This window comes from Brenneria sp. L3-3C-1 (assembly GCF_016456245.1).
Lineage (GTDB): Bacteria > Pseudomonadota > Gammaproteobacteria > Enterobacterales > Enterobacteriaceae > Brenneria.
The window spans coordinates 177024-203024 of sequence record NZ_JAEMHF010000002.1 but is presented as its reverse complement, the minus strand read 5'-3'; the positions used below and the strand labels follow the sequence as shown (position 1 = coordinate 203024).

The 26001-nt window shown below is 53.1% G+C and carries 23 protein-coding genes and 2 tRNA genes; 13 read left to right on the top strand and 12 right to left on the bottom strand.

What is annotated here, in order from left to right; all coding sequences use genetic code 11:
- Positions 1–27 precede the first annotated feature (27 nt).
- From JG725_RS07365 to nagB, 6 genes are all read right to left on the bottom strand, one after another.
- Positions 28–112, bottom strand: a tRNA-Leu gene (locus JG725_RS07365).
- A 6-nt stretch (positions 113–118) separates the two neighbouring features.
- Positions 119–195 (bottom strand) — tRNA-Met (locus JG725_RS07360).
- A gap of 220 nt (positions 196–415) precedes the next feature.
- Positions 416–2077 (bottom strand): asparagine synthase B, encoded by a 1662-nt coding sequence (asnB, locus tag JG725_RS07355; RefSeq protein WP_199377430.1) that lies wholly within the window; start codon positions 2075–2077, stop codon positions 416–418.
- Positions 2078–2354: 277 nt separating this feature from the next.
- Complete coding sequence (locus tag JG725_RS07350; RefSeq protein ID WP_199377428.1) at positions 2355–3578, bottom strand: ROK family protein; 1224 nt, start codon at positions 3576–3578, stop codon at positions 2355–2357.
- A 21-nt stretch (positions 3579–3599) separates the two neighbouring features.
- Positions 3600–4757: an N-acetylglucosamine-6-phosphate deacetylase gene (gene nagA, locus JG725_RS07345; RefSeq protein WP_172289828.1), complete on the bottom strand. Its 1158-nt coding sequence runs from the start codon at positions 4755–4757 to the stop codon at positions 3600–3602.
- 20 nt (positions 4758–4777) lie between these two features.
- Positions 4778–5578 carry a glucosamine-6-phosphate deaminase gene (gene nagB / locus JG725_RS07340; protein WP_172289829.1) on the bottom strand — a complete coding sequence of 267 codons (801 nt, stop codon included), beginning with the start codon at positions 5576–5578 and terminating at the stop codon, positions 4778–4780.
- A gap of 320 nt (positions 5579–5898) precedes the next feature.
- Between nagB and nagE the strand changes: the two genes are divergently transcribed.
- Together nagE and glnS are read left to right on the top strand one after the other, a co-directional pair.
- On the top strand, positions 5899–7392 hold the full coding sequence (gene nagE, locus JG725_RS07335) for an N-acetylglucosamine-specific PTS transporter subunit IIBC (RefSeq protein ID WP_172289830.1): 1494 nt from the start codon (positions 5899–5901) through the stop codon (positions 7390–7392).
- Between the two features lie 172 nt (positions 7393–7564).
- A complete protein-coding gene (glnS, locus tag JG725_RS07330) occupies positions 7565–9223 on the top strand; it encodes a glutamine--tRNA ligase (protein WP_172289831.1) in 1659 nt (552 codons plus the stop codon).
- A gap of 348 nt (positions 9224–9571) precedes the next feature.
- Here glnS and fur read toward each other — a convergent pair whose 3' ends face one another.
- Positions 9572–10021, bottom strand: coding sequence for a ferric iron uptake transcriptional regulator (gene fur, locus JG725_RS07325; RefSeq protein ID WP_172289832.1), 450 nt, complete (start codon positions 10019–10021; stop codon positions 9572–9574).
- A gap of 328 nt (positions 10022–10349) precedes the next feature.
- Positions 10350–10877: a flavodoxin FldA gene (gene fldA / locus JG725_RS07320; RefSeq protein WP_172289833.1), complete on the bottom strand. Its 528-nt coding sequence runs from the start codon at positions 10875–10877 to the stop codon at positions 10350–10352.
- A 458-nt stretch (positions 10878–11335) separates the two neighbouring features.
- Here fldA and JG725_RS07315 point away from each other — a divergent pair, with 458 nt between their 5' ends.
- Positions 11336–13006, top strand: coding sequence for a methyl-accepting chemotaxis protein (locus tag JG725_RS07315; RefSeq protein WP_199377426.1), 1671 nt, complete (start codon positions 11336–11338; stop codon positions 13004–13006).
- A 57-nt stretch (positions 13007–13063) separates the two neighbouring features.
- On the opposite strand, the gene ybfE is transcribed toward JG725_RS07315, so the two are convergent.
- Both ybfE and ybfF read right to left on the bottom strand, forming a co-directional pair.
- Positions 13064–13345 carry a LexA regulated protein gene (gene ybfE, locus JG725_RS07310; RefSeq protein WP_172289835.1) on the bottom strand — a complete coding sequence of 94 codons (282 nt, stop codon included), beginning with the start codon at positions 13343–13345 and terminating at the stop codon, positions 13064–13066.
- A gap of 181 nt (positions 13346–13526) precedes the next feature.
- Positions 13527–14294 (bottom strand): esterase, encoded by a 768-nt coding sequence (gene ybfF, locus JG725_RS07305; RefSeq protein WP_233356361.1) that lies wholly within the window; start codon positions 14292–14294, stop codon positions 13527–13529.
- Positions 14295–14516: 222 nt separating this feature from the next.
- Between ybfF and seqA the strand changes: the two genes are divergently transcribed.
- Both seqA and pgm read left to right on the top strand, forming a co-directional pair.
- Positions 14517–15047 carry a replication initiation negative regulator SeqA gene (seqA, locus tag JG725_RS07300; protein ID WP_199377422.1) on the top strand — a complete coding sequence of 177 codons (531 nt, stop codon included), beginning with the start codon at positions 14517–14519 and terminating at the stop codon, positions 15045–15047.
- Positions 15048–15075: 28 nt separating this feature from the next.
- Positions 15076–16719: a phosphoglucomutase (alpha-D-glucose-1,6-bisphosphate-dependent) gene (gene pgm, locus JG725_RS07295; protein WP_199377420.1), complete on the top strand. Its 1644-nt coding sequence runs from the start codon at positions 15076–15078 to the stop codon at positions 16717–16719.
- Positions 16720–16757: 38 nt separating this feature from the next.
- Here the strand turns inward: pgm and JG725_RS07290 are convergent, their stop codons facing one another.
- Positions 16758–17186 carry an EamA family transporter gene (locus tag JG725_RS07290; protein WP_172289839.1) on the bottom strand — a complete coding sequence of 143 codons (429 nt, stop codon included), beginning with the start codon at positions 17184–17186 and terminating at the stop codon, positions 16758–16760.
- Positions 17187–17528: 342 nt separating this feature from the next.
- Between JG725_RS07290 and JG725_RS07285 the strand changes: the two genes are divergently transcribed.
- The 8 genes from JG725_RS07285 (at position 17529) to nei (ending at position 24471) form a co-directional block, all read left to right on the top strand.
- The gene (locus JG725_RS07285; protein ID WP_172289840.1) at positions 17529–17735 is read left to right on the top strand and encodes a YbfA family protein; all 207 of its coding nucleotides are present in this window, start codon (positions 17529–17531) and stop codon (positions 17733–17735) included.
- 277 nt (positions 17736–18012) lie between these two features.
- A complete protein-coding gene (locus JG725_RS07280) occupies positions 18013–18969 on the top strand; it encodes a 2-thiouracil desulfurase family protein (protein WP_199377728.1) in 957 nt (318 codons plus the stop codon).
- A gap of 23 nt (positions 18970–18992) precedes the next feature.
- Complete coding sequence (gene phrB / locus JG725_RS07275; protein WP_172289841.1) at positions 18993–20459, top strand: deoxyribodipyrimidine photo-lyase; 1467 nt, start codon at positions 18993–18995, stop codon at positions 20457–20459.
- On the top strand, positions 20452–21195 hold the full coding sequence (locus JG725_RS07270) for a type 2 GTP cyclohydrolase I (RefSeq protein WP_172289842.1): 744 nt from the start codon (positions 20452–20454) through the stop codon (positions 21193–21195). Before phrB ends, JG725_RS07270 begins: the two co-directional genes overlap by 8 nt.
- Positions 21196–21325: 130 nt before the next feature.
- A complete protein-coding gene (pxpB, locus tag JG725_RS07265) occupies positions 21326–21982 on the top strand; it encodes a 5-oxoprolinase subunit PxpB (RefSeq protein WP_199377417.1) in 657 nt (218 codons plus the stop codon).
- A complete protein-coding gene (gene pxpC / locus JG725_RS07260; RefSeq protein WP_199377415.1) occupies positions 21976–22905 on the top strand; it encodes a 5-oxoprolinase subunit PxpC in 930 nt (309 codons plus the stop codon). The genes pxpB and pxpC overlap by 7 nt, the downstream gene beginning before the upstream one ends.
- Positions 22895–23632 carry a 5-oxoprolinase subunit PxpA gene (gene pxpA, locus JG725_RS07255; RefSeq protein WP_172289845.1) on the top strand — a complete coding sequence of 246 codons (738 nt, stop codon included), beginning with the start codon at positions 22895–22897 and terminating at the stop codon, positions 23630–23632. Before pxpC ends, pxpA begins: the two co-directional genes overlap by 11 nt.
- A gap of 44 nt (positions 23633–23676) precedes the next feature.
- Positions 23677–24471, top strand: coding sequence for an endonuclease VIII (nei, locus tag JG725_RS07250; RefSeq protein ID WP_172289846.1), 795 nt, complete (start codon positions 23677–23679; stop codon positions 24469–24471).
- Positions 24472–24620: 149 nt separating this feature from the next.
- Here nei and JG725_RS07245 read toward each other — a convergent pair whose 3' ends face one another.
- Positions 24621–25907 (bottom strand): citrate synthase, encoded by a 1287-nt coding sequence (locus JG725_RS07245; RefSeq protein ID WP_172289847.1) that lies wholly within the window; start codon positions 25905–25907, stop codon positions 24621–24623.
- Positions 25908–26001: the final 94 nt, after the last annotated feature.

The following is a 26001-nucleotide window of genomic DNA, read 5'->3' as shown; positions in this document are numbered from 1 at the left end:
AAAAATAATCTCAAGCCGTGAAAGTAATGGTGCGGGAGGCGAGACTTGAACTCGCACACCTTGCGGCGCCAGAACCTAAATCTGGTGCGTCTACCAATTTCGCCACTCCCGCAAAAGATGGTGGCTACGACGGGAATCGAACCTGTGACCCCAGCATTATGAGTGCTGTGCTCTAACCAGCTGAGCTACGTAGCCATCTTTTCCGCGTCACCTTCATCGGCGTTGCGGGGCGCATTATGCGTAGTTGGCCTAATTGCGTCAACAAATTTTTTCCCGAAAATGACTTCCCTGCCGCCGTTTGTTTGGGTTGTGAACAGTCTGGTGAGAAAAGCGTCAAAAAGCCCGCTTTTCCAATCTATCAAACAGCGAAAACGGGCCTGCGAGGCCCGTTGCATAACGAAAAACAAAACCGGGATTAGTATGCGGACTGGTGCACGCCAACCGAACGACCCGACGGATCGTCCATCTTTTTGAAGGATTCATCCCATTCAATGGCTTTCGCCGAAGAACAGGCAACCGATGGGCCGCCAGGCACGCATTCTGCGGCGCTCGGCACCGGGAACAGCTCTTCAAAGATTTCACGGTACAAATAGCCTTCTTTGGAGGTCGGCGTGTTGTACGGGAAACGGAAGTGCGCGGTTTCCAACTGTTGGTCGCTAACTTGTTGAGCGGCAACCTCTTTCAGCGTATCAATCCAGCTATAGCCGACGCCGTCGGAGAATTGCTCTTTCTGACGCCATGCGACGCTGTGCGGCAAGTATGATTCAAAGCATTCGCGCAGGATGTGTTTTTCCATCTTGCCGTTGCCGCACATTTTGTCGCGCGGGTTGATGCGCATCGCCACATCAAGGAAGTTTTTATCCAGGAAAGGCACACGCGCTTCCACGCCCCAGGCCGACATCGCTTTGTTGGCGCGAGCGCAGTCGTACTGGTGCAGCGCCAGCAATTTGCGCACGGTTTCTTCGTGCAGCTCTTTGGCGTTTGGCGCTTTGTGGAAATACAGATAGCCGCCGAACACTTCATCGGAGCCTTCGCCGGACAGCACCATCTTGATGCCCATCGCTTTGATTTTACGAGACATCAGATACATCGGCGTCGAGGCGCGGATAGTGGTCACGTCATAGGTTTCAATGTGATAAATCACATCGCGAATCGCATCCAATCCTTCCTGTACCGTAAAGTGAATTTCATGGTGGACGGTGCCCAGATGGTTAGCCACCTCCTGCGCCGCTTTTAAATCCGGGGCGCCTTCCAGGCCGACGGCGAAAGAGTGCAACTGAGGCCACCAGGCTTCGCTGCGCTCGTCGTCTTCAACACGGCGTGCGGCGTATTTTTTGGTGATCGCGGAGATAACCGAGGAATCCAGACCGCCAGAGAGCAGTACGCCGTAAGGCACATCGGACATCAGGTGGCTTTTTACCGCTTCTTCCAGCGCGTCACGCAGGGCATAGGCGTCGGTTTCGTTATCTTTTACATTTTCATAATCGAACCAGTCACGGTGATAGTATTCACGGATTTCTCCGTCCTTGCTCCACAGATAGCTGCCGGCCGGGAACTCTTTAATCGTGCGGCATACCGGAACCAGCGCTTTCATTTCTGAAGCCACGTAGAAGTTGCCGTGCTCATCGTAACCCATGTACAACGGGATGATGCCTAAGTGATCGCGGCCGATCAGGTAAGCGTCTTTTTCACTGTCGTAGAGCGCGAAAGCAAACATGCCGCGCAGGTCATCCAGGAATTCCGGGCCTTTTTCCTGATACAAGGCCAGGATAACTTCGCAATCGGAGCCGGTCTGGAACGCATAGCGGTCGCCATATTGCTGACGCAATGCCTGATGGTTATAAATTTCGCCGTTAACCGCCAGAACATGGGTACGCGCCGCGTTGTATAACGGCTGAGCGCCGGTATTCACGTCGACGATAGACAGACGCTCATGGGCCAGAATCGCTTTATCGCTGGCATAAACACCGGACCAGTCAGGCCCGCGGTGGCGCATCAAGCGTGATAACTCCAGCGCTTTTTTACGCATTTCAACAGGATCGGTCTTAAGATCAAGCACACCGAAGATAGAACACATGGATGACTCCCTAGATGTTTTAGATTAATCAGATGTCATTCACGGATAGCGACATCGCCTTCCGTTTTTTCTGCATCATGATTACAAATGCCGTGTCAGTGACAATGATTTAGCATCAAAATGCCATAAGAATTCAATATCATCTAATGAAAAAAGCCATATTGATGATGTTTGAATAATTTATATGGCATTTTGATGAATAATCGACAAATTAATCGAGTGGAATGGTCGGATTTTTAGTGATTTGATAATCCGACATTAGCGCATTAATCCGATATCACTGCGTTTCCAGCAGATGTTGCAACAAAACGCCATTCAACATGGCGCGTTTTACCAACGCAAAGGCGCCAATCGCCGAGAGGTGGTTCAGGCTGGAGACTTCCACGGGCAGGTTGTTACGAAAGTCCTTCAGCACCTGGGCATTGATGCAGCGCTGAATGGCGGGCAACAGGATTTTTTCGGCCGCGGTGATTTCACCGGCAATCACCACCTTTTGCGGATTGAAGAGATTAATGGCGATCGATACGGCTTTACCCAGATATTGCCCGACATGTTCAATGACTTCGCATGCGAGCATATCGCCCCGGTTGGCGGCTTTGCATATCGTTGAAATCGTACAGTTATCTTCGGTTATCTTACTTGGATAACCTTGTTGCAATAAGTGTTGCACCCGCTGTTCGATAGCCGCATTGGCCACCACCGTTTCCAGACAGCCAAAATTGCCGCAGTGGCATCGTTCCCCCAGCGGATCAATCTGAATATGTCCGATTTCCCCGACGTTGCCGTTATTGCCGAGAAATATCTGTCCGTTAACCAGAATACCGGCGCCGGTGCCGCGGTGAACGCGCACCAGAATCGAATCCAGCGAGTCGTGCGTTACCCCGAAGTAATGTTCAGCCAGCGCCAGACTGCGAATATCATGCCCGACAAAGCTGGTCACATGGAAACGGCGCTGAATATGGTCGACCAGCGGCCAGTCGTTGACGTCGATATGCGGCATATAACGGACCACGCCGGCAAGGGGATCGACCAGGCCAGGCAAAGCCACGGCAATGGCGATCAATTCACGGATACGGTGCCGATAGTGCTCAATAAAATGACTGATGGCTTTAAACAGGGCGGTTTCCAGCGTTTCCTGGGTTTTCTCCGGCAGGTTGTAGTGCGCTTCGCCCAAGGCTTTTCCCTGCAAATCGTATAGCGCGATGGTGGCGTCATAGCGCCCGAGACGAACGGCAATGGTATGAAACGAACGCGTTTCGGTAACAATGGAAATAGCGCGTCTGCCGCCGGTTGAAGCCTGTTGGTCAACCTCTTTGATTAACCCGCGCTCCAGCAGTTGACGGGTGATTTTAGTGACGCTGGCGGGAGCAAGCTGGCTCTGTTCCGCAATCTGTATCCGTGAAATGGGGCCTTGTTGATCAATCAGACGATACACGACCGCACTGTTCAATTGTTTAACCAGATCAACATTCCCTATCTGAGCTTGTCCGCCTGTGGTCATTAAAAAGTCACTCGTCTGTGGTCAATTCTTTGTCGCCGTTAACATGTCGTTGCCGCCAACAAAAGTTTTGAGAATGTGATAATTACGATCAAATACGGTCAAATTAGCCACTTTACCGCTTTCAATGCTGCCCAGCCGTTTGTCTGTGCCGATGGCCCGCGCCGGATAAAGCGTTGCCATTCTGAGCGCTTCATCAAGCGGGATACCTGCCTGTTCCACACAATTGCGTACCGCTTCTATCATCGTGAGGGCAGAACCGCTGAGTGTGCCGTTCTCATCCACGCACAGGCCGTCGCGATAGTATATGGTTTTACCGGCAAAAATGAACTGGTCAATATCCGCGCCGGCCGGCGCGGTTGCGTCAGTCACCAGAACCAGTTTTTCACCTTTGATCCGTTTGCTGATACGGAGATTGGCCCAGTCAACGTGTAAACCATCGGCAATAATACCGCAGTAGATTTCCGGCGCATCATACACCGCGCCGACCAGGCCTGGCTCGCGGCCGGTCAGGTAAGGCATGGCATTAAACAGGTGGGTGGCAAAACGGATGCCGGCGGCAAAGCCTTGTTTGGCCTGTTTCCAGGTGGCGTTGGAGTGTCCGGCGGACACCACGATGCCGGCCTCGACCAACTGACGGATCACCACGGATGACACTTTTTCCGGGGCGAGCGTGATTTTGCTGACGACATCGGCGTTTTTGCACAGAAAGTCCACCAGCTCCGCTGTCGGTTGACGAATAAACGCCGCATTATGCGTGCCTTTTTTTATCACGTTCAACCAAGGCCCTTCGAGGTGCAGACCCAGCGCCTGATGCTGGTTCTGCGCCAGATAGGCGCGCATGACTTCCACGCTATGTTTCATAAATTCGTCGCTGGAGGTAATCAGCGTAGGTAAAAAACTGGTGCATCCCGACTTCAGATTAGCCTGATGCATGGTTTCCAGCGTCTGGACTGAAATGGATTCCAGCGAGTCATTGAACTGAACGCCACCGCAGCCGTTCAGCTGTAAATCAATAAATCCGGGAGCGAGCAGCGCCCCGCCGAGGTCATGTTTTTCCAGCCCGGCCGGCAGGTCGCTAATGGGGCAAACATTTTCTATCAGACCATCGGCAATCACCACGGCATGATTATCAAGCACCTGGTGGCCGGTGTAGATCCGGCCATTTGTTAAAGCGTACATCATCAACTCCCGGCTACAGATTAAAGATTTTTCATATTTTCCGTTTCTAACTCACGGAAATATTTAACGGTTTTGACTTTCAGCTCCATGGTGGAAGGCTCGTCGCATACCATCACGGCTTTAGCATGAAGTTGCAGGCAACTGATGGTCCACATATGGTTCACATTTCCTTCTACCGCCGCCTGCAATGCCTGTGCTTTGTTGCGTCCGGTGACCAGGATCATCACTTCTTCGGCATCCAGCAGCGTACCAACGCCAACCGTCAGGGCAAATTTAGGCACCAGATTAACGTCGCCGCCAAAGAAACGCGAGTTGGCGAGGCGAGTCTCTTCCGTCAGGGTTTTGATACGAGTCCGGGAAGCTAAAGAAGATGCAGGTTCATTGAAGGCAATATGTCCGTCATTTCCAACCCCCCCCATGAACAGATGGATCTTACCGTAAGACTGGATTTTCTCTTCGTAGCGGCGACACTCCGCTGCAATGTCCTCCGCGTTGCCATTCAACAGGTTAATGTTTTCCTGCGGAATATCAACGTGATTGAAAAAATTCTGATGCATAAAGCTGCGGTAGCTTTCAGGGTGATCGCTGGGCAGGCCGACATATTCATCCATATTGAAGGTCACTACATGCTTAAAGCTCACCTGTCCGGCTTTATGCAGCGCGACCAGCGCCTTATACGCTTCCAGCGGCGAACTGCCGGTGGGAAGACCGAGGACAAAAGGACGGGTGGCGCTGGGGTTGAAGTCGTTAATTTTTCGGGCGATATAACGGGCGGCCCATTTACCGACTTCCGTCGGGGTGGTTAGAGGAATCAATCTCATCAGTGGTCTCCTGATTATTCGATAGCGGTAAAATTAAGTATCGGGCTAAATCGTGCGATTGGCGCGTTTCGATACTGAAATAGAACGGAGCGCCAGTGTAGCCTGTTTTTTTTTATCTTGAAATAAGTTGGGGTTTTATTCAGATATAAAATTTTCATATGCGGTTTTTTAGTGATTGATATCACATAATGTTAGGGTTTAATTTGCGTAGCGAAATATTTTTCTTACACTCCATGCCAAAGCCACCCACAGTGGTTTTACCCGGCAGTGAGCACGTATGACTGGCAGTTTTGGGTCCCATAAGGGAAAGAGAGGAAAAGGTGAGTATTCTTAGCTATTTACAAAAAATAGGTCGGGCGTTGATGGTGCCCGTCGCCACGCTGCCCGCTGCCGCCATCCTGATGGGGGTCGGCTACTGGATCGATCCGATCGGCTGGGGGAGTGAAAATGCGTTGGCCGCGCTATTTATTAAATCAGGCGCCGCCATTATTGAACATATGGCGGTGCTGTTTGCAGTGGGGGTCGCCTATGGCATGTCGAAAGATAAAGACGGCGCCGCGGCATTAACCGGTTTTGTCGGATACCTGGTTCTGACCACGCTCTGCTCGCCGGCGGCGGTGGCGATGATTCAAAAAATTCCACTGGATCAGGTGCCTGCCGCGTTTGGTAAGATCGAAAACCAGTTTATCGGTATTTTGGTCGGGGTTATTTCCGCAGAGCTGTATAACCGTTTTAGCCAGGTTGAGTTGCCGAAAGCGCTGTCGTTTTTTAGCGGACGCCGCCTGGTGCCTATTCTTACCTCGTTCCTGATGATCCTGGTTGCGTTCATTCTGATGTATGTGTGGCCGGTTATTTATAACGCACTGGTCGCTTTTGGTGAGTCTATTCAGCAGCTAGGCTCAGTGGGCGCCGGGGTTTATGCGTTCTTCAACCGCTTGTTGATCCCTGTCGGTCTGCATCATGCGCTGAACTCGGTGTTCTGGTTTGATGTCGCCGGAATCAACGATATTCCTAATTTCCTGGCCGGGCAGCAGTCTATCGAAGCCGGTAAAGCCGTGGTCGGCATTACCGGTCGTTATCAGGCCGGGTTCTTCCCGATTATGATGTTTGGTCTACCGGGGGCGGCGTTGGCCATTTATCACTGTTCGCGCCCGGAAAACAAAAGCAAGGTCGCCGGGATTATGATTGCCGCGGCTTTTGCTTCATTCTTTACCGGCATCACTGAGCCGCTGGAGTTCTCCTTTATGTTTGTGGCGCCGGTGCTCTATGTCCTGCACGCGTTGCTCACCGGGCTATCGGTGTTTATTGCGGCCAGCATGCATTGGATTGCCGGTTTCGGCTTCAGCGCCGGACTGGTGGATATGATGCTGTCGTCGCGTAATCCGCTGGCAACGCAGTGGTATATGCTGATACCGCAGGGTTTGGCGTTCTTCGTCGTTTACTATTTGGCGTTTCGCTTCACCATCACGCGTTTCAATTTGCTGACCCCGGGACGCGAACTGGCGGTAAGCGGCAGCGAAGCGGATGGCTATGATGTGAATGCCGCAACGGCCACGTCGTCATCCGGCGACGCCCTCACGCTGGCCCGGGGCTATTTGCAGGCTCTGGGCGGTAAAGACAATCTGCTGGGCATCGATGCCTGTATCACTCGCCTGCGGTTGAACGTGGTCGACTCCGGTCAGGTTGATGAAGGCTTGGCCAAGCGACTGGGCGCGGCGGGGGTCATTCGGCTGAATAAGCAGAATGTGCAGATTGTGGTCGGCACTCAGGCTGAGTCGCTAGCGTCCGCGCTGAAGAAAGTCAGCGCAGAGTAAGGCTGGCTCAGGCTTTCCATCGCGCGCGGCTAACGCGGTGGAAAGGAAATTTGCGGGATGGGATCGTTATCTCATCCCGTTTTTGTTTTTTAATGAAACTAACGGTTGTTTCCCGGCGTAGCTTGTTGGATCATTGGCGGTTATATGTCGTTTTAGCATTGAGGAAGCAAGCATGAGTGAGGCTGAAGCCCGCCCAACCAACTTTATCCGTCAGATTATTGATGAAGATCTGGCATCCGGTAAGCATGACCATATTCAGACGCGTTTTCCGCCGGAGCCTAACGGCTATCTTCATATCGGGCATGCGAAATCCATCTGTCTGAACTTTGGCATTGCCCAGGACTACAACGGGCAATGCAACCTGCGTTTTGACGATACCAATCCGGTAAAAGAAGATATTGAATACGTTGAGTCAATCAAACGCGACGTTAAATGGTTGGGGTTCTCATGGAGCGGCGAGGTTCGTTATTCCTCCGATTATTTCGATCAACTGCATCAGTATGCGGTTGAACTGATTAGCAAAGGGCTGGCCTACGTTGATGAATTGACGCCGGAGCAGATCCGTGAATATCGCGGCACGCTGACGGCGCCGGGCAAAAATAGCCCGTACCGCGATCGTAGCGTGCAGGAAAACCTGACGCTGTTTGAAAAAATGCGTAACGGCGGCTTCGCCGAGGGAACGGCTTGTCTGCGCGCCAAGATTGATATGGCCTCGTCGTTTATGGTGATGCGCGATCCGGTTTTGTATCGGATTAAGTTTGCCGAACATCACCAAACGGGAAATAAGTGGTGCATCTATCCGATGTATGATTTTACCCACTGTATTTCCGATGCGCTGGAAGGCGTGACGCACTCTTTGTGTACGCTGGAGTTTCAGGATAATCGCCGTCTGTATGATTGGGTATTGGATAACATCACCATACCTTGCCATCCGCGGCAGTATGAGTTCTCACGTCTTAATCTCGAATACGCCATTATGTCCAAGCGTAAGCTGAACCAACTGGTAACCGAGAAGATTGTCGAGGGGTGGGACGATCCGCGGATGCCGACCATTTCCGGTTTGCGTCGTCGCGGTTACAGCGCCGCGTCTATCCGTGAATTCTGCGTTCGCATTGGTATTACCAAGCAGGATAACAACGTTGAAATGGCCGCGCTGGAATCCTGTATTCGTGACGATCTGAATGAAAACGCGCCGCGCGCCATGGCGGTTCTTGACCCGGTGAAGGTGGTGATTGAAAACCTGCCCGCCGATCATGAAGAGTGGGTGACGATGCCGAATCATCCGAATAAACCGGAAATGGGATCCCGTCAGGTTGCATTCAGCCGCGAGGTGTATATCGATCGCGCTGATTTCCGTGAGGAAGCCAATAAACAGTATAAGCGTCTGGTGCTGGGTAAAGAGGTTCGTCTGCGTAACGCTTATGTGATTAAAGCGGAACATATTGATAAAGACGAGCAGGGCGCCATCACCGCCATCTACTGTCGCTACGATCCGGATACCTTAAGTAAAGATCCGGCTGATGGCCGCAAGGTAAAAGGCGTGATTCACTGGGTGTCCGTAGCGCATGCGTTGCCGGCGGAGTTCCGCTTGTACGATCGTCTGTTTAGCGTCGCCAATCCGGCGGCGGCGGATGATTTCCTGTCAACCATCAACCCGGAATCGCTGAAAGTGGTGCAGGGATTCGTTGAGGCGAGTCTGGCGCAGGCGGAAGCGGAAAAAGCGTATCAGTTTGAGCGCGAAGGCTACTTCTGCGCCGATCGGGTTTATTCCAGCGCGCAGCATCTGGTGTTTAATCGCACGGTAGGCCTGCGGGATACCTGGGTGGGGTGATAGCGGGATTGGCTTACAGAGTAAAACAAAAATAAAACCGCCTCGGCGGTTTTATTTTATGACGGACAGGAAGTCCGTCACCCTACGGATCGTCGCAAGCGACGTTGAAAAGAGGTTGCTGACAAAGTCGTCTGTAAGCCTGAGATACCCGGGCCTACCGTACCGAGGGGCCATTATGGGACACATCCTTGTGCCCCACCCTGCGGGCCAGCATAAATGCTGTTCAAATTTGCTCCTGGCAAATTTGTCGGCGGCTTACGCCGCTACGACCCCTCGCCACGCTCTCCCTAATAACAGGCTATGTCAATGGTCTGAAAATCGCTTCAGGCGATTTTTTATGCGGTCGATTTATCTTCTTGCATCGTGCAGGGTTTCGTCTTCACGGCAATCCCCTTCACTGCAATGGCCATACAGATACAAACTGTGGTTGGTCAACTTGATACCGTGTCTTTCCGCTATTTCGCGTTGGCGTGCTTCGATATATTCGTCACGGAATTCAATCACTTTGCCACAATCCAGACAAATCAGATGGTCATGATGATACTGCTGCGTCAGTTCAAAAACGGATTTACCGCCTTCAAAATTATGACGGGTTACGATCCCCGCATCATCAAACTGATTCAGTACGCGGTAGACGGTCGCTAGACCAATCTCTTCACCCATATCAATCAGTTTCTTATATAAATCTTCCGCACTGACGTGATGGCACTCCGGATCCTGCAACACTTCCAGAATTTTCAGTCTTGGAAGAGTGACTTTCAGGCCGGCCTTCTTTAATGCGATGTTGTTGTCAGTCATGCGGATTTAGTCCTGTTGCTTACTTATCAATGGAGGCTACCTAGCCTATGTCATCGGTCGGCTCAAAAAATGTAATAACGTCCCAATTATAGAACTGCGCATTCAAAATGAAAACCATGGAATGTTAACAATATTATTTCCACATACACTACAGGTGTACCATGCAATGTATTGTTGGTAAATGAGGAACGTTCAATGAACGCACAGAACCGATGTGGGTATTGTACATACTTATAAGGAGAAGTTAAAAAAATGTATCAATTTTTATGAGAGGTTTTTTCTATCAATCTGGCTCTGACGAGAGTGTCATCAGAGCCAGAGAATCGGCTCAGCCTACCAGTTCTTTCAGATTCAGTTCGTCGCCGATCTGTTTTACCCAGGCTGTAACGCGCTCGCTGGTCAGTTCGGGTTGACGATCTTCGTCGATGGCCAAACCGATGAAGTGGTTGTCATCAGCCAGACCTTTAGAGGCTTCAAAGTAATACCCTTCCGTCGGCCAGTGTCCAATAATCGTCGCGCCATGCGGTTCAATGATATCGCGGATGGTGCCCATGGCGTCACAGAAGTACTCGGCATAGTCTTCCTGATCGCCGCAGCCGAACAAGGCAACCAGTTTACCGCTGAAGTCGATCTCTTCCAGCGTAGGGAAAAAGTCATCCCAGTCGCACTGCGCTTCCCCGTAGTACCAGGTAGGGATACCGAGCAATAAAATATCGAACGCTTCAAGATCTTCTTTGCTGCTTTTGGCGATGTCATGAACTTCGGCAACGTCGGTTCCCAGTTGCTGTTGGATCGTCTTGGCAATGTTCTCGGTATTGCCAGTGTCACTGCCAAAGAAAATTCCTATGAGTGCCATGAATTGAATAACCTCTTGATTCTTAATGGTATGATGCCGTGTTTTACCCACTTATCGGCTAATAATAGCAGACGCGCCCGGCATGAGAAACTCGTATCGGTAAGCATCGGTAAATTGTGGCGGGTATTTTGCTGATACGCATTTTCCTGTTGTCGCCCCGGCTGACGACCCTTGGTGATTAAATTTTTTAACGTAATCTCTTTAAACTTAAAAAATTATGTGTATGGCGAGTTATGAAATTGTTCACAGAATAGAAAATAAATGAGCATAAGAACCGCCCTGACTCTAAATGTTCTCTGAACTTTGTCGATTTAGTTAACGTGATTTTATCTGTTTTCAACATAACGGAACGTTAGCGCCAGATAAAGGTGACATATCTTGTTGGCATGAATTTCTGTGTTTCATTGTTGAATGACGATGAAAATGTCCTTTTATGTGTGTTTAGTTCGGAGTGAACCATGAAATTTTTAAAGAACATTGCCATCAGAACGGCCATGCTATGGGTGCTTGGCACTTTCTGTGTGCTCTGGGGCGGCGTGTCGATATACACCATGTTTTCTTTCAAAGAGATGACGACAACGTCCAAGACCAGTAGCCTCCTGGTGCAAAATATGAATTTTGTTAATCAGGGCAACGATCAATATTTTCGCATGGTGACGCGCCTGGCTCGCGCCGTTGATGCACGTCGCAACGGCGATAATGAAGCGGCGGACAGAGAGCAGGCATCTTCTTTGAATGCGCTTAATACCTTAAAAGCGGATTTGGCGGCGTTTAATGGCATAGACCACGCAGGGCTGGACGATGCGCTGGTGCAGGCGGTGAGCCGTGACTGGAATAACCTGATTACCCAGGGCGTTGAACCTTTATACCAAAAAGCCGCGGCAAACGAATTTGATGATTATCAGAATCAGGCGAAAAATGTTGTTCCGCCGCTGAGTCGTCAGTTCGGCGCGTCGTTAACGGCGTTCAATAAGGTCGGTTCAGAGCAGTTTTCCGCCGCTGGAACCCGCTTTGAACAGATTACCGCCATTGGTCAGAACATTTTGCTGGCCGGTTTGATTATTGGGTTGATGCTGCTGTTTCTGACCGATCGTTATCTGGTGATGTGTCTGGTGCGGCCATTGAATGATTTGCGCGATCACTTCAGCGTGATTGCATCCGGTCAGTTAGGCAAGCCAATTATTGATTTCGGCCGTAACTGCGTCGGTAAATTATTTCCGCTGTTGCGTGAAATGCAAACCAGCCTGGCGAACACGGTCAGCACGATTAGAAATAGCACGGATTCTATTTATCAGGGGGCTTCGGAAATCGCCTCTGGCAATAACGATCTGTCATCACGTACCGAGCAGCAGGCTTCGGCTCTGGAAGAAACCGCCGCCAGCATGGAACAGTTAACGGCAACGGTGAAACAGAACGCCGAAAACGCCAACCATGCCAGCCAGTTGGCTTTACAAGCCTCAACGACGGCGAAGAAAGGGGGCGATATTGTCGGCAACGTGGTGAAAACCATGGCGGAGATTTCCGGCAGTTCGCGGAAAATCGCCGAGATTACGACGGTGATAAACGGTATTGCTTTCCAAACCAATATTCTGGCGCTCAACGCGGCGGTCGAAGCCGCGCGCGCGGGTGAGCAGGGACGTGGATTTGCCGTGGTGGCGGGGGAAGTGCGCAGCCTGGCGCAGCGCAGCGCGCAGGCGGCCAAAGAGATTGAAGGGCTGATTTCAGACTCGGTAAGATGCGTGGATAGCGGTTCTCATCTGGTTGAAGATGCCGGGAATACCATGCAGGAAATTGTCCGGGCGGTGACGAACGTAACCGATATTATGGGTGAAATCGCTTCCGCATCGGAAGAGCAAAGCAAGGGGATCGCTCAGGTCGCGCAGGCGGTCTCGGAAATGGACAGCGTGACTCAGCAGAATGCGGCATTGGTCGAGCAGGCCTCTTCGGCGGCATTGTCACTGGAAGAGCAGGCGGCGGTGCTGAACCAGACTATCGCGTTGTTCCAACTTTCCGAGCAATATTCACACCCGGCGACGGCGGCAAAATCAACGCTTATTCCAAAAGCCCCGCTGGCAGGGGCGAGTAAAAAAGCGCTGCCACCAGGCAATGATAATTGGGAAAAATTCTGATTTTGATTTTATCCGGCATCAGGGATGATGCCGCACTGCCGGGAGAAACGCGGAGTTTCAGGTTTTTTTCCCGGCCAATTGAGCCAGCAACATTTGTTCAATCAGTTCGCTACGGCTGATATTCTGCTGGTCAGCCAGATGGTTAAGTATGTCGACGGCTTCGCTGTCAATTTTCAATTCTATCCGCCGCAACCCACGCACTTTATCGCGCCGCAGTTGATTGCGCTTATTGATTCTTAGCTGTTCATCACGTGAAAGCGGGTTGGTCTTCGGACGGCCCGGGCGACGCTCATCTGCGAACAGATCCAGCGTGGTGCGATCCGTTTGTTCTTTTGCCATAGGTAATGATACTGCAAGGTATTCGAACCAAAACGCATATGCCCTTAAATAGCCGGTATGCATCTTGATGATGTGGTTACAATGCCTGCGGCTGAATCAGCCTTCCCTCTACTGCGGGCGTCATCATACCCCAGCCGTACTGGCGGCGACAACGGTTAACTGTGTTAATCCGGGGGGCCGCTTAACCGGCGTCCAGAAAACGATGAATCGCGCGTAATACCGCCTGTGGTTTTTCGGCATGTACCCAATGGCCTGCGCCGCCGATCGCATGAGCGCGAGCCTGCGGGAATTGACGCAGCACGGCATCGCGATGGATATCATCCAGATAGGGCGAATTTTCGCCGCGAATAAACAGAATTTGCCCCTGCCAGGCGGGAACCTCCTGCCAACCAACGATATTTTCGTATTGATCCCACAGAATCGGCACGTTAAAGCGCCATTCACCTTGTTGAAATGATTTCAACAGAAATTGAATAACTCCTTCTTCTTTCAGGTATTGACGCATCAGGGCTGCCGCCTGCGAACGGGAGGTCATGCCGGCATCGGTGACGGCGCGCAACGCGGCAAAGACCGAATCATGCCGACGCGTCTGGTAATCGACCGGTGCGATATCAATCGCCACCAGCTTTTCCAGCCGTTGCGGGATAACGGCGCTAAGCGACATCGCGACTTTCCCGCCCATGGAATGACCGATAATAATCGCTCGCGTAATGTTCAACGCGTCCAGCAGTTCCACAACGTCCTGCGCCATCGCCGGATAGGTCATCTGTGGCGAGCGCGGCGACAGACCGTGATTGCGTAAATCAAGTTGTAAAACGTCGTGCTGACTTTGCAAATCCCGCCCCAGTACACCAAGATTATCCAGATTGCCAAACAGGCCGTGAATGAGGACAACGGGTAATCCGCCATTGGGTTGATGCGCATAATGCCTGCGATAATTCAATTTCATGGTGAAGTTCATTCAGAGAGACAGGCGCTTAGGGTATCATGACCTTACGACATTATGTTGCCGCGGAAGAAAGCAATTATGGCTGCTTGAACGGGAACCGAGACAGTAAGGCATAATCCGACTTTTTGCCTTGTCCGCGTTCTGCCGCTGTTCGAGCGAGTTTGATCGCTTGTATAATCCTTGACGATTGATCTGAGTAATAAAAAACAGTACTGGATAAAGATGAAAACTATTGAAGTCGACGAAGAGCTTTATCGTTATATCGCCAGCCACACACAGCACATCGGTGAAAGCGCATCGGATATTTTACGGCGTATGCTGAAATTTACCGCCGGTCAATCCACGGCGATGCCGTCGGCGGATGCGGCGGTCAGTGCGCAACCCGCCGCCCCCTTGCATCCGGGCGATCGGGTTCGGGCGCTGCGTGAGCTGTTGCTGTCGGATGAATATGCAGAACAGCATAAGGCCATCAATCGTTTTATGCTGGTATTGTCCACGCTGTATCTCCTATCGCCGCAGGAATTCGCGCTGGCGACGGAATCGCTTCATGGGCGCACGCGGGTTTATTTTGCCGGCGATCAGCAAACCTTGCTTCAACATGGCACACACACCAAACCCAAACATATCCCGGGTACGCCATACTGGGTTATTACCAATACCAATACCGGTCGTAAACGCAGCATGGTGGAACACATTATGCTGACAATGCAGTTCCCCGCGGAACTGACAGAGAAGGTTTGCGGAACAATTTAACTTTCAATAGCGTCAGGGAGAAACGTCGATGGCTAATCATCCCCGAGCCGGACAGCCTACCCGGCAAAGCGATTTAATCAATGTGGCGCAGTTGACGTCACAATATTATGTTCTGCGTCCGGAAGTAGGGAATGCGGCGCATGCAGTGAAGTTTGGCACCTCCGGCCATCGCGGTAGCGCGGGGCGTCATAGTTTTAACGAAGCGCATATTCTGGCGATAGCCCAGGCCATTGCCGAAGAGCGTAAAAAGCAAGGCATCAGCGGCCCGTGCTACGTCGGCAAGGATACCCATGCGCTGTCCGAACCGGCCTTTATTTCGGTATTGGAAGTGCTGACGGCAAACGGCGTGGATGTCATCGTCCAGCAGGATAACGGTTTCACTCCGACGCCCGCCGTCTCCAATGCCATTCTGGTACATAACCGTCAAGGCGGCGCACAGGCGGACGGCATTGTTATCACCCCGTCTCACAATCCGCCGGAAGATGGCGGCATTAAATATAATCCGCCAAATGGCGGCCCGGCGGATACCAACGTCACTAGCGTGATCGAACAGCGAGCGAATGCGCTGCTGACCGATGAACTGCGGGATGTGAAGCGGATTACGCTGGAGCAAGCCTGGAAGAGCGGTTACGTACACGAACAGGATTTGGTGCAACCTTATGTTGAAGGGTTGACCGGCGTGATTGATATGGCCGCCATTCAACGTGCGGGCCTGAAACTGGGCGTCGATCCGCTGGGTGGTTCAGGTATTGCTTACTGGCAGCGCATCGCCGAGCATTACAAACTGGATCTGACGCTGGTGAATGATGCCGTCGACCAGACTTTCCGCTTTATGACGTTGGATCATGACGGCGTGATCCGCATGGACTGTTCGTCGGTGTCGGCGATGGCCGGGCTGCTGGCGCTGCGTGACAAGTTTGATCTGGCGTTTGCCAACGATCCTGATTATGACCGCCACGGCATCGTCACGCCGGCCGGCCTGATGAATCCGAACCATTATCTAGCGGTATCCATCAATTATCTGTTCCAGCATCGTCCGCAGTGGGGTCAGTCGGTTGCGGTGGGGAAAACGCTGGTTTCCAGCGCGATGATCGATCGCGTGGTGGCGGATCTGGGGCGTAAGCTGGTGGAAGTGCCGGTCGGCTTCAAATGGTTTGTGGATGGTCTGTTTGACGGCAGCTTCGGCTTCGGCGGCGAGGAAAGCGCCGGCGCGTCATTCCTGCGCTTTGACGGCACGCCGTGGTCAACGGATAAAGACGGCATCATTATGTGTCTGCTGGCGGCGGAGATTACGGCGGTGACCGGTAAAAATCCCCAGCAGCATTATGACGAGCTGGCAAAACGCTTCGGCGCGCCAAGCTACAACCGTATCCAGGCGCCGGCGACCCATGCGCAAAAAGCGGCGTTATCCCGCTTATCGCCGGAACAGGTGTCAGCCGATACGTTGGCGGGCGATCCCATCACCGCGCGTTTGACGGCGGCGCCGGGTAACGGCGCGGCGATTGGCGGACTGAAAGTGATGACCGATAACGGTTGGTTCGCCGCGCGCCCTTCCGGTACTGAAGAGGCCTATAAAATCTACTGCGAAAGTTTCCTGGGCGCCGAGCACCGGGAACGGATTGAGAAAGAAGCGGTAGAGATTGTCGGCGCGGTACTGGCGAATACCCAATAAGCGAATGGCGCTGCGATGCAGCGCCTTTTTTACAGCGGCTATCCCAGCGCCACCATCAACGCGCCGGCAGAAATCAATGCCACGCCGGCGGCGGCCATCAGCGAAATCTTTTCACCCAGTAATATCACCGCCAGCACCACGGCAAATACCACGCTGAGCTTATCAATCGGCGCCACTTGCGCGACGTTGCCGTTTTTCAGCGCGACAAAGTAAAACAGCCACGACATGGCGCCGGCGACACCGCTGAGCAGGATAAACAACAAGGCTTTTTTGTTGGCGATGACCTCGCCGACCAGCGCGGTTTTCCCTTGCGCAATCACAACGCCGATCAGAAATAACGCCATTACCACGGCGCGGATAGCGGTTGCGGTATTGGCATCCAGATTTTGCAGGCCGATTTTTCCAAACAGGGCGACCAACGCGGCGCACAGGGCAGAAAGCAAGGCATAGATTAACCAGCTACTCATGATATGAAATCCCTGAATAAGAAAAGAGAAAGGTGAAAAATAAGCATGCTACGCCGGGTGGGCCGTCGACAACCAGATTTACGGTGTAAAACGTTAACCCCTCGACGTTTCGGTTAAAAGGCGGCTAATCCTTAACGTCTATTATGTTTATTTTTAACCAATTCGTAACTTAATGACCTAATAGAGAAAATTTTGGCGATTATTTGATCTTTTTCTGGTCCGATGAGTAGTAAACTTTCACTAAAAGCGGTAAAGTTTTAATCAATTTCCCTGTTCTGCTTTTATCGTGACGGTGAGTCGCCTGCCGAGAACGGTAACTCACCCCTTTGGAGGAGGATCGTTATGTCGCTCTATACTGCTTATCCTTTACACCGTATTCTCCTGCGCCGTATTGCTGTTATATGTATCGGTATCGCCGCGTTGCCGGTAATGCTGTTCCGACGCGATCGCGCGCGTTTTTATAGCTATCTGCACCGTGTCTGGTTGAAAACCAGCGATAAACCGGTCTGGATGGCGCAGTCAGAATCGGCGGCGTGTGATTTTTATTGATATAGCGCTATTTTGCCGGCTGCGGCGCGCTGGCTTCATTCGTATGCGGCCTTGAGCGCGCGTGGTATGAATGAATAGTTCGGATAAATTTGCTGTCGCACCCCATTTTTATGTAACCCTCGCTACGGCGGGGGTTTTTGCTTTATATAAGCCACACCGTTCTCACGTTCATGATTTGTTTCTTTAATTTCCCGCAATTTCCCTATCACGGCACAGGATCAGGGCGGGATCCGCTATGCTGAAAACAGCGGATTATTTTTTATAAGGGGAAATCATGATGTTCAATCAGATCCCGGTTGGTATCAGCGCCTGCCTGCTTGGAAGCGCGGTGCGGTTTGACGGCGGGCATAAACGTCTGGCGTTTGCCGTTGAGCAACTGGCGCCATATTTCCATTTTGAGCCGGTATGTCCGGAACTCGCCGTCGGGTTACCGGTGCCTCGTCCGGCATTGCGGCTGATAAAAGACGCGGCGGGAAACATTACCCTGCGCGCCAGTAATGGTTCGCCGCTGGATATGACTCAACGGATGCAGCGCTTCTCCGCCGAAAAAGTCAGCCAGTTACAGCATCTGTGCGGCTATATTGTCTGCGCTAAATCGCCCTGCTGTGGTATGGAGCGGGTAAAGGTCTATGATGCGTCGCAAAAAAATGCATGCAAAAGCGGTATCGGTCTGTTTACTCAGGCGCTGCTGCGCCAGATGCCCTGGCTGCCGGTAGAAGAAGATGGCCGTTTGCACGATCCGGGATTGCGGGAAAATTTTATCGAACGGGTTTATACGTTGCACGAGTTGCACCAGCTTTGGCGGCAGGATCTTAGCCGCGGGGCGCTGATGGCGTTTCACAGTCGTTATAAACTGTTGCTGCTGGCGCATTCACAGCCGGAATACCGTGAGCTGGGGCGTTTTGTGGCCGGGATGGATCGGTGGGCGTCGTTGGATGAGTTTGTGGCGGAATATCGCCTGCGGCTGATGAAGCTGCTGACGCATCCGGCAACGCGGCGTAATCACACCAATGTGCTGATGCACGTTCAGGGCTATTTCCGCCGCCAGCTTAGTCCCTCGCAACGACAGGAACTGACGCAACTCATCGACCGTTATCGACAGGGATTGCAACCTCTGCTGGCGCCGATCACCCTGCTGAAGCATTACATGGCGGAGTATCCGGATGATTATCTGGCGGAGCAACGTTATTTTGAGCCTTATCCGGAAGCATTGCGGTTACGGTATGGTCACTAGTTTCCAACGAGTAAGGATGATGCATGTCCACGCATTTGGTCTGGCTGCGTAATGATTTACGCATTACGGATAATTTAGCGTTGTATACGGCCTGCCAGGATCCGCAAGCCCGGGTTTTGGCGCTATTCATTGCGACGCCTCAGCAGTGGCGACAGCATGATATGGCGCCACGGCAGGCGGCTTTCCTGCTGGAGAATCTCCGGCTGGTACAGCAGGCGCTGGCGGAAAAAGGGATCGCGCTTTATTACCATGAGTGCGCTGATTTTTCCGCCGCGGCGAACTGGCTGGTGCAGTTTTGTCAGCAGCAGGCCGTGACGCATTTGTTCTACAACCGTCAGTATGAAATTAACGAATGTCGGCGCGACAGTCAGGTCGAGACGCTGTTGGCAGGAAGCGTCGAGTGTCGGGGATTTGACGACAGCCTGCTGTTGCCGCCCGGTAGCGTACTGACCGGCAATGGCGAGATGTACAAGGTATTCACGCCATTCCGTCAGGCTTTCGTTAAACGCCTGCTGGAAGCCGATATCAACAGCGTTCCGGCGCCCGAGCAGAGAAGCGATGGCGCGATCGCTATCACGCAGGCATTAACTCCGTTCAGCTATCCCCGGCAAGAGGTTGACCGGGATGTTCCTGCCGGTGAAACGGCGGCGCTGCGTCAGCTTCGCCGGTTTTGCCGTGAGCAGGTTCAGGATTATCCACGCCAGCGGGATTTACCCGCGCTGGCGGGAACCAGCAAGCTATCGCCTTATCTGGCGTTGGGCATCATCTCGCCGCGCCAATGTTTTAACCGTCTGCGCGCTGAATCCCCGGATATGCTGGAACAGCGCGAGAGCGGGGCGTTTATCTGGTTTAATGAGCTGATCTGGCGTGAGTTTTATCGGCATTTACTGGTGTTCTGGCCGGATTTGTGCCGGCATAAACCGTTTATCGCCTGGACGCAATGGGTGCAATGGCGGCGCGCGCCTGACGTGTTGGCCGCATGGCAGCAGGGGAAAACCGGCTATCCGATAGTGGATGCCGCCATGCGCCAGTTGAATCAAACCGGCTGGATGCACAACCGCCTGCGTATGATTTGCGCCGGTTTTTTAGTAAAAGATTTACTTATCGACTGGCGTGAGGGCGAACGTTATTTTATGTCACAGTTGCTGGATGGCGATCTGGCGGCGAATAATGGCGGCTGGCAGTGGGCGGCCTCCACCGGCACGGACGCGGCGCCCTATTTCCGTATTTTCAACCCCACCACGCAGGGCGAGCGATTCGATCCGCAGGGAACCTTTATCCGCCGCTGGTTGCCAGAACTGGCAGAGGTGTCCGATAAAGATATTCACCAGCCTCATCGCTGGGCCGATCGACAGTCGCGCCAGTTGAACTACCCGCTGCCGATTGTCGATCATAAACAGGCGAGACAGCAGACGCTGGCGGCTTTTCAGGCGGCGAAAATGTCGGCCGGGGCGAATCACGATCACACAGAGAAGAGTAAGTATGCGTAATAGCGATTTGGAAAAATTGATCAATCAACAGCTTAGCGTTGAAGCTTTTCAGGACTACGCGCCGAATGGCTTGCAGGTTGAAGGGCGCAGCGAGGTCAGGCGTATTGTCACCGGAGTGACGGCCTCTCAGGCATTACTGGATGCGGCGGTTGAATATCAGGCCGATGCCGTTCTGGTGCATCACGGCTATTTTTGGAAAAACGAATCGCCGATTGTGAGCGGCATGAAGCGTAACCGGTTGAAAACATTGCTGGTTAACGATATCAATTTATATGGCTACCATTTGCCGCTGGATGCGCATCCGCAGTTGGGCAACAACGCGCAACTGGCGGCGTTGCTGGAAATCGACATCCTGGGCGCCATTGAGCCGCTGCTGCCGTATGGCGAGCTGTTCCAGCCGCTGAGCGGCGAGGCGTTATGCCATCGTTTGGAAAACCGTCTGGGGCGTTCGGTGCTACATTGTGGGGATAATGCACCGCAACAGATACAACGCCTTGCCTGGTGTACCGGCGGTGGACAGGGTTTTATCGAGCAGGCGGCCAGGTTCGGGGTCGATGCCTTTATTACGGGGGAAGTGTCGGAGCAGACGATTCATATCGCCCGGGAAATGGGGCTGCACTTTTTTGCGGCCGGACACCATGCCACTGAGCGGGGAGGCATCCAGGCGCTGGGAGATTGGTTGGCCGAGCAGCACGGTTTTGACGTGACCTTTATTGATATCCCTAATCCGGCCTGATGGTTAATGCTTTTTTATTAAAGGCATAGGATTAAAAACGGCAAAAAACAGCATAAAAAGTCATTTTGGTATCTTTCTTGCTTTCCCCATAATCATAGGAAAGGCACACAACGCGATTCAGGAGAAAAGATTGCAACGGGCACGATGTTATCTGCTGGGCGAGAAGACCGTGGTTCTGGAGCTGGAACCGCCAATGACACTGCAAAGTCAGCAGCGCATCTGGGGGCTGGCCGAGCGTTTGAACCACCATGAAGCGGTGCAGGAAGCGATTCCCGGCATGAATAACCTGACGGTTTTTCTGGCGCAGCCACAACAGGTTGCGTTGGAGGCCATTGAGCGGCTGCAACGTTGGTGGGAAGAGAGCGAGTCATTGGTATTCGATCCCCGTGACATTGATATCCCGGTGGTGTACGGCGGCGAGTCGGGGCCTGATTTGGCGTGGGTGGCCGATCACTGCAAGATGACGGAAAAGCAGGTGGTGGAAGCGCATGCTTCCGCCCGCTATATCGTCTATTTTCTTGGCTTTCAGCCGGGGTTTGCCTATTTGGGCGGGTTGGATGAAAAATTGCACGCTCCGCGCCGGGACGATCCCCGCCTGAAGGTCGCCGCCGGATCGGTCGGCATCGGCGGCGCCCAGACCGGCATCTACCCGTTATCCACGCCAGGCGGCTGGCAATTGATTGGCCGCACCTCGCTGACCTTATTTAATCCACAGAGTATGCCGCCAACCCTGCTGCGCCCCGGCGATAATGTTCGCTTTCTGCCGCAGAAGGAGGGCATATGCTGAAGATTATTCATGCCGGGCTGTACACCTCGGTACAGGATACCGGGCGGTTCGGCTTTCGCCGTCTGGGCATCAGTCAGTCCGGCGCGCTTGATATTCCCGCGCTGAAAATGGCCAATCTGCTGGTGGGTAACGCGGAGAATAGCGCGGCGCTGGAAATCACGCTGGGAAATTTCGTCGCCACCTTTACTTCGCCTTGCTGGGTCGCGCTGACCGGGGCGGACTGCCATGCCGTGCTGGATGGTAAACCGCTGTGGACCGGCTGGCGTTTCGCGGTGGAGGCCGGACAAACATTAAAAATGCATTTACCGCGTCACGGTATGCGCAGCTATCTGGCGTTCTCCGGCGGCATTGAAGTGCCGGAAGCGTTAGGGTCGCGCAGTACCGATCTAAAGGCGGGTTTTGGCGGCTTTGCCGGGCGTTTGCTGAAGGATGGCGATGAGCTTTTGCTGGGAGCCGCGTCCCGATTGCCGGCCAGGGAAACCGGGGTTAAGCAACTGCTGTTCGGAAATCGCGTACGGGCCTTGCCGGGGCCGGAGTATCAGGAGTTCAGCGAAGAGGCGCGGGAGGCATTCTGGCGTACGCCCTGGCACCTCAGCCCGCAAAGCAACCGGATGGGCTATCGTCTGCAAGGGCCGGAACTGCAACGAACGACGTTGCGTGAAATGCCGTCGCACGGTTTGTTGCCGGGAGTGGTGCAGGTGCCGCATAGCGGTCAGCCGATTGTGCTGCTGGCCGATGCGCAAACCACGGGCGGCTATCCGCGTATCGCCTGCGTGATCGACGCCGATTTGTATCATCTGGCGCAAATCCGTCTGGGTGAACCGGTACATTTTATCCGTTGTACGCTGGCGGAGGCTCAACAGGCGGCGCAGGAACAGCGGCGTTATCTGGAACAACTGGCGTGGAGGCTACATGGTTATTGATCTGAATGCCGACCTGGGCGAAGGCGGCGAGAATGATGAAGCGTTGTTGAAATTGGTCAGTTCGGCGAATATAGCCTGTGGATTTCATGCCGGAGACGCACAGACTATGCGGCAGTCGGTGCGTTGGGGCATCGACTATGGCGTGGCGATTGGCGCCCACCCGAGCTTTCCCGATCGTGAAAATTTTGGCCGCAAAGAGATGCAGTTGCCCGCGGAGACGGTGTTTGCGCAGATGGTGTACCAGATTGGCGCGCTGACCGCGATAGCGGCGTCCGAAGGGGGAAAGCTGGTTCACGTCAAGCCACATGGCATGCTCTACAATCAGGCCGCCCGCGAGCCGGCATTGGCGGATGCCATCGCCCGCGCGGTGAAAGTGATTAATCCGGCCCTGCGGCTGGTGGGATTGGCCGGCAGCGAGTTGATTCGGGCCGGACAGCGTTTAGGCTTGATGACCCGGCAGGAAGTGTTTGCCGATCGGTGTTATTTGCCTGACGGTTCTCTGGTGCCGCGTAAACAGTCAGGGGCGCTGATTAACAGCGACGATCTCGCACTGGCCCAAACGTTGGAAATGATTCAGCGTCAGCGTGTGCGCGCCAGTGATGGTTCCTGGGTGAACGTACAGGCGGACACGGTCTGCATACATGGCGACAGTCCGCATGCGCTGACCTTCGCGCGTAAGTTACGTAACTGTTTTTCCCAGCATCAGATTACCGTTGCCGCGGCATGAACGTCGCTGAAAGCCAATGTTGAGCAATCATTACGGAGCAATCGATGCCGGAAGGACCTGAAATCCGCCGTGCGGCAGATATGCTGACGGCGGCGGTCGTCGGAAAGCCGTTGACCCGCGTTTGGTTCGCGTTCCCTGAATTGAAGCCGTATGAGGCGGCGTTGACCGGGCAACGGATCGAGCGGATCGTGACGCGTGGAAAAGCCCTGTTGACCTATTTCACCAATGGTCTGGTGCTTTACAGTCATAACCAGTTATATGGCGTATGGCGAGTGGCAGGTGCGGACGAGACGCCGGAAACGAAACGCGATCTGCGCGTCAGACTGGCAACGGCGGAGCGGGCCGCTCTGCTCTACAGCGCGTCTGACATTGAGATGCTGACGGTGGACGCGCTCTCCTCGCACCCGTTTTTGCAGCGCATCGGGCCTGATGTATTGGATCTCTCGCTGACGGCCGAGCAGGTCGGCGAACGGTTATTATCGCCGCGTTTTCGCCGCCGTCGGTTCAGCGGGTTATTGCTCGACCAGTCTTTTCTCGCCGGTCTGGGAAACTACCTCAGGGTCGAGATCCTCTGGCAGGCGCAACTGGCTCCACAGCATTGCGCGCAGGATTTGAGCAGTGAACAACGGCAAATTTTGAGTCAGGCGCTGCTTGATATCCCGCGTTTATCCTATAACACCCGTGGTGCTGTAGTAGATGAAAACCGGCATCACGGCGCCGTTTTTTCTCTCAAGGTGTTCCATCGTGGAGGTGAAGCCTGCGTGCGGTGCGGGCATATCATCGAGAAAACCATGCTGGCGGCGCGCCCGTTTTACTGGTGTCCCGGCTGTCAGAAATAAAGAAAAGGGCAAGCCTGGCGTGTAGGGTTTCCAACTTTTCCCTGACAGGACAGGGGAGGGAGAAACTCAGCGTTAGCTCCCCCGTCTAAAACCGATGCCCAAGTTTAGGGATTCAGTTCAGTCGGGGGAGCTGGGAGGGAGCGACCCGGTTAGCTGTTTTCCAGATTGGATTTAAAATCACGTTTGTCGTAGCCGGTGTACAACTGGCGCGGACGCGCGATTTTAATCCCGTCGTCATGCATTTCATTCCAGTGCGCAATCCAGCCAACGGTTCGCGCCATCGCGAAAATCACGGTGAACATGGAAGATGGAATGCCCATCGCTTTCAAAATGATGCCTGAGTAGAAATCGACGTTGGGATACAGTTTTTTCTCAATAAAGTACGGGTCGTTCAGCGCGATGTTTTCCAGCTCCATGGCGACTTCCAGCAAATCATCTTTCCGGCCCAATTCCCTCAGCACTTCGTGGCAGGTTTCACGCATCACGGTGGCGCGCGGGTCATGATTTTTATAAACCCGGTGGCCGAAGCCCATCAGACGGAAAGAGTCATTTTTGTCTTTGGCGCGTTCAATAAAGGCGGGGATATGCTCAACCGAGCTGATTTCTTCCAGCATACGTAAACAGGCTTCGTTCGCGCCGCCGTGCGCAGGGCCCCACAGCGAGGCGATCCCCGCGGCGATACAGGCGAACGGGTTGGCGCCGGAAGAGCCGGCGGTACGCACGGTTGACGTCGAGGCATTCTGTTCGTGATCGGCATGCAGGATCAGAATACGATCCATCGCCCGTTCCAACACCGGATTTACCACATATTCCTCACAAGGCGTGGAGAACATCATGTGCAGGAAATTACCGGCATAGGAAAGATTATTTCTTGGATAAACAAACGGTTGGCCGAGCGAATATTTGTAACACATCGCGGCGACGGTCGGCATTTTAGACAGCAGGCGATAAGCGGCGATTTCGCGGTGGCGCTCGATGCTGATATCCAACGAGTCATGGTAGAACGCGGCCAGCGCGCCGGTAACGCCGCACAGCACCGCCATCGGGTGTGAGTCACGACGGAAGCCGTGGAACAGGCGGGTGATCTGTTCATGAATCATGGTGTGCCGCGTCACCGTGGTTTTAAAGGTGTCGTATTGCTCTTGCGTCGGCACTTCGCCAAACAGCAGAATGTAGCAGACTTCAAGATAGTTGGATTTCTCCGCCAACTGCGCGATAGGGAATCCACGGTGTAATAAAACCCCTTCATCGCCGTCGATATAGGTGATTTTTGATTCGCAGGACGCAGTGGACGTAAAACCGGGATCAAAAGTGAAATAGCCTTTGGAACCCAGAGAACGAATGTCGATTTCATCATGCCCCAACGTGCCGGACAGTACGTCAAGTTCAATAGGTTCTTTACCATCTAGAGTAAGCGTCGCTTTTTTATCAGCCATTTATATTCTCCTTAGCGCTTTAATTTTAAAATTTTCCACCGAAGAAATACCGTACATACCTGTATCACCGGATGTGAATGATAAGTTGGCGAAA